The following is a 4,650-nucleotide window of genomic DNA, read 5'->3' as shown; positions in this document are numbered from 1 at the left end:
TGTGTGGGAGGGTAGGTTGTTGCCAGGTAATATTCCGCGATAGCTCAACGGTGGAGCACTCGGCTGTTAACCGATAGGTTGAAGGTTCGAATCCTTTTCGCGGAGCCATTTTGGAAACATAGAAGTAGAATATCTACTTCTTTTTTTATTTAATCAGAATAATTTATACAAAAAGAGGAAAACTAATAAATATATGTTTACAATATGATTATTGCAATATATAATTAAATAAGAATTAAATATTATGTGATGAAGGAGAAAAGTAATTATCAAATGTTTTATAGAGAGCTAAGGATGGTGGAAACTTAGTAAATTGAGATAATGAAAAGAAGCTCTAGAGCTATAAGCCGAAAATCATTTTTTATGGAGTAAGCTTATGGGATTCTTCCCTTATAAAGATTGAGAGGACTAAATTTAAAGTTTAGTCAATCTAGGTGGTAACGCGGAATATAACCTTTCGTCCTATAATTTTAGGATGAAAGGTTTTTTTATTTTAAATTTTAATAAATAATTGAAAGGATGAGTAATATGAATTTACAATCATTAGCAAATGCTATTTTCCCTAATATTGATAAGAATCCAAAATTTTATATTGACAAATATCCAAAAAGAAACTTAAAAGAAGGAGCTAAAGTTACAAGATATGCGCCAAGTCCAACAGGATTTCAACATATAGGTGGTGTATTTTCAGCATTAATAGATGAAAGAATAGCAACCCAAAGTGAAGGAGTATTCTTTTTAAGAATAGAAGATACAGATCAAAAAAGAGAAGTAGAAGGTGCTATAGAAGATACAATAAAAACAATGCATAAATTTGGATTAGACTTTACAGAAGGTATGACAGGAGATAACACTTCAAAGGGTGACTATGGTCCATATAGACAAAGCGAAAGAAGCGAAATATATAAAACTTTTGCTAAAGATTTAATAGCTAAGGGTCTTGCATATCCATGTTTTTGTACATCAGAGGACTTAGAAAAATTAAGAGAAAATCAAATATCAGAAAAATTAACTCCTGGTTATTATGGTGAATATGCTAGTTGCAGAAATTTATCAACAGAAGAGGCTTTAGAAAAAATAAATAATGGTGAACGATACATAATAAGATTAAAATCACCAGGCAATTCAGAAAAAAGAGTAGAGTTTCACGATTTAATAAAGGGAGACATATCATTCCCAGAAAATAATCAAGATATTGTTATAATAAAATCAGATGGACTTCCAACATATCATTTTGCTCACGCAATAGATGATGCATTAATGGGAACTACTACAGTAATAAGAGGAGAGGAGTGGCTTTCATCACTTCCTATACATGTACAATTATTTGATGTTCTTAGATTTGAAAAACCAGAATATGCACATACTCCAACTATTATGAAGCAAGATGGAGGATCTAAAAGAAAACTTTCTAAAAGAAAAGATGCAGAAAGTGCAGTAAGTTATTATGATGAAGAAGGATATCCGATGATATCAGTTATTGAATATTTATTAAATATAATAAATTCAACATTTGAAGAGTGGAGAGAAGAAAATCCATTTGCAGATTATCATGAGTTTAAAGTATCTTTAGATAAAATGAGTAAAAGTGGAGCTTTGTTTGATATAGTAAAACTAAATGATGTAAGTAAAAATGTTATATGCAGATTAAAAGCAGATGTTGTTTATGATTATTATACAAATTGGGCTAAAGAATATAATAAAGAAATGTATGAATTAGTTACTTCAAATGAAAATATGTGTAAAGAAGTATTTAATATAGATAAAGAAGGACCTAAACCTAGAAAAGATTTCGCTAAATGGAATGATGTTAAAGAAAAAATATTCTTTTTCTTTGATAAATTATTTAAGAACGATGGAATTGATAATATAGAACTTCCAAAAAAAGTAGAATTAACTGAAGCACAAAGGATTATAGAGGCTTATTCAAAAGCATATAATTTTAATACCGATAAAGATACATGGTTTGAAGAATTAAAAGCTGTAGCAGTTGAATTAGGTTATGCTACAGATAGAAAAGCATTTAAAAAGGATCCTGAAGCCTATAAAGGTATGGTTTCAGATGTAGCAGGATCAGTTAGAGCTGCATTAACTCATAGAGCTAATACGCCAGATTTATATACTATAATGCAAATAATGGGAGAAGAAAAAGTAAAAACTAGATTTAATGAATTTATATCTCTTTAATAAAAAACACTAGCAAATTAAACTTTGCTAGTGTTTTAATCTATTTATTTAATTTAAATGAGCTTTTTAATGAAACTATTCTATTAAATACAAGCTTATCTTCAGAAGTTAGTTTCGGATCAACATTAAAGTATCCATGTCTAAATAGTTGATATTTATCATGTGCTTTGGAATCTTTAAAACTTGGCTCAATAAATCCATTTAAAACTTCTAATGAATTAGGATTTATTTGTTCTAAGAAATGTTTTTCTTCTTCTGTTTCATTATCAAGAATTAAAGGCTCATATAGTCTGAATTCAGCAGGAATTGCAGCTTTAGCATCAACCCAATGGATTGTTCCTTTTACCTTTCTTCCTGTAAATCCAGTACCACTTTTAGTTTCAGGATCATAAGTACAACGAATTTCTGTTACATTACCATCAGCATCTTTTATAACTTCATTACATTTAACAAAGTATGCTCCTTTTAGTCTTACTTCATTTCCAGGGAATAATCTAAAGTATTTTTTAGGAGGATTCTCCATAAAATCTTCTTGTTCAATATATAATTCTCTAGAAAATGGTACTTGTCTTACTCCAGCATTTTCATTATCAGGATTGTTTTCTATAGGTAGCATCTCTACTTGGCCTTCTGGATAATTAGTTATAACTAATTTTAATGGTTTTAAAACTGCCATTGCTCTTGGTGCTTTAGAATGTAAATCTTCTCTTATAAAATATTCAAGCATTTGACTATCTACAGTGGAAGCAGCTTTAGCAACTCCGATAGCTCTACAGAAGTTTCTTATAGATTCAGGAGTATATCCTTTTCTTCTTAAACCAGCTATAGTTGGCATTCTAGGATCATCCCATCCATCAACAACATTTTCATCAACCAACATTTTTAATTTTCTCTTACTCATAACAGTATTAGTTATATTTAATCTTGCAAATTCAATTTGTTGAGGTTTTGCTAACATTTCACATTCATTTACAACCCAATCATACAAAGGTCTATGATCTTCAAATTCTAAAGTGCAAATTGAATGAGTAATGCCTTCTATAGCATCTTCTAATGGATGAGCATAGTCGTACATTGGATATATACACCACTTATCTCCAGTATTATGATGTGTTGAATGAGCAATTCTGTATATTATAGGATCCCTCATATTTATGTTTGGAGATGCCATATCTATTTTAGCTCTTAAAACTTTCTCACCATCTTTAAATTCACCATTTCTCATTTTCCCGAATAAATCTAAGTTTTCCTCTATAGATCTATTTCTATATGGACTTTCTTTTCCAGGTGATGTTAGAGTACCTCTATATTCTCTCATTTCATCTGATGTTAAGTCACAAACATATGCTTTACCTTTTTTTATTAATAAAATAGCTCTATCATACATTTCTTCAAAATAGTCAGATGCAAAATATAAATTATCCCAATCAAAACCTAACCATTGAACATCCTCTTTTATAGATTCAACATATTCAGTATCTTCTTTAGTAGGATTAGTATCATCAAATCTTAGATTTGTTTTTCCTTTAAACTCGTCGGCTAATTCGAAGTTTAAAACTATAGATTTAGCGTGACCTATATGTAAGTAACCGTTAGGTTCAGGTGGAAAACGAGTTAAAATAGAATCATGTTTACCATTTTTTAAGTCGTCGATTACTATATTTTTTATAAAGTTAGATGAATTCATTTCTTTAGTCATAATACACATACCTTTCTTTAAAAAAATTTTATGAATACAATATTACATTAATATATTAATTGTTATTATAAACCAATTATAAAAATTAAAATAATAGCATAGTTAAAATATAATATTTAATTAAAATGTGAAATTATTTATTAATTTACATTTTATATAGTATTTATATACTATTTTAAACTAATAATAGGAAAAAATAAAGTCAATATGGTAATACAACATCAATCCTAATGTATAGATTAGATTTCTTGTTATAAAAATTATAAATTTAAGAACTTATTATATTAATTATTTCGAGAAATTTTAATAACTATAATATATATGAAGTTATAGTTATCATTAAAAAACATTTAAGTGAATAAGTAGTTTTAAATTATATCATAGATTATAGGGGAAATATTAATAGATAAATTTATAAATTTTTAATTTAAATATTTGAAACTTATATATAACCTTATTATTAAGATAGACAGTTATTTTCGTACATATACAATTAAATAGAAATTGCATAAAAATCATATTTAGAAACACAAACTTAACCGTGTGTGTCAGTAGATGAAATCTAAAAGAAAAATGTAGTATTTAAAAGAAAAATAGGAATAATTTAATTAAACAAGGTAAATAATAATAAATGTGGCTTAAAAAGTTTAATATAATAAGTCTTGTCGCTGAGGGGCAACGCCGAAAGGTAAGAGTTCTTAAAGCGAAAAAGTTTTTCAAAAACAACTTAAAAAAGTTGTTGACAAGGGAAAAACAAGATGGTA

2 protein-coding genes, 1 tRNA gene and 1 other annotated feature are annotated in these 4,650 nt (G+C 27.8%); of the genes, 2 read left to right on the top strand and 1 reads right to left on the bottom strand.

Going from position 1 to position 4,650, the window contains the following annotated elements:
- Positions 1 to 33 precede the first annotated feature (33 nt).
- Together ACYUE0_RS17415 and gltX are read left to right on the top strand one after the other, a co-directional pair.
- Positions 34 to 108 (top strand) — tRNA-Asn (locus ACYUE0_RS17415).
- 132 nt (positions 109 to 240) lie between these two features.
- Positions 241 to 468 (top strand) — a binding site (T-box leader).
- Between the two features lie 60 nt (positions 469 to 528).
- Positions 529 to 2,187, top strand: coding sequence for a glutamate--tRNA ligase (gltX, locus tag ACYUE0_RS17410; RefSeq protein WP_460271881.1), 1,659 nt, complete (start codon positions 529 to 531; stop codon positions 2,185 to 2,187).
- Between the two features lie 40 nt (positions 2,188 to 2,227).
- On the opposite strand, the gene ACYUE0_RS17405 is transcribed toward gltX, so the two are convergent.
- Positions 2,228 to 3,886, bottom strand: a complete 1,659-nt coding sequence (locus ACYUE0_RS17405) for a glutamine--tRNA ligase/YqeY domain fusion protein (protein ID WP_061997082.1) — start codon at positions 3,884 to 3,886, stop codon at positions 2,228 to 2,230.
- Positions 3,887 to 4,650 lie beyond the last annotated feature (764 nt).

Source organism: Clostridium sp. CTA-19, assembly GCF_054767855.1.
Note: the sequence above shows the minus strand (reverse complement) of the source record. Positions and strands in the feature narration are given on the sequence as shown.

What these genes read in the sequence shown, in the direction of transcription:
- gltX (WP_460271881.1), top strand. Translation starts at nt 529, where the DNA reads ATGAATTTACAATCATTAGCAAATGCTATTTTCCCTAATATTGATAAG.
- ACYUE0_RS17405 (WP_061997082.1), bottom strand. Translation starts at nt 3,886, where the DNA reads ATGACTAAAGAAATGAATTCATCTAACTTTATAAAAAATATAGTAATC.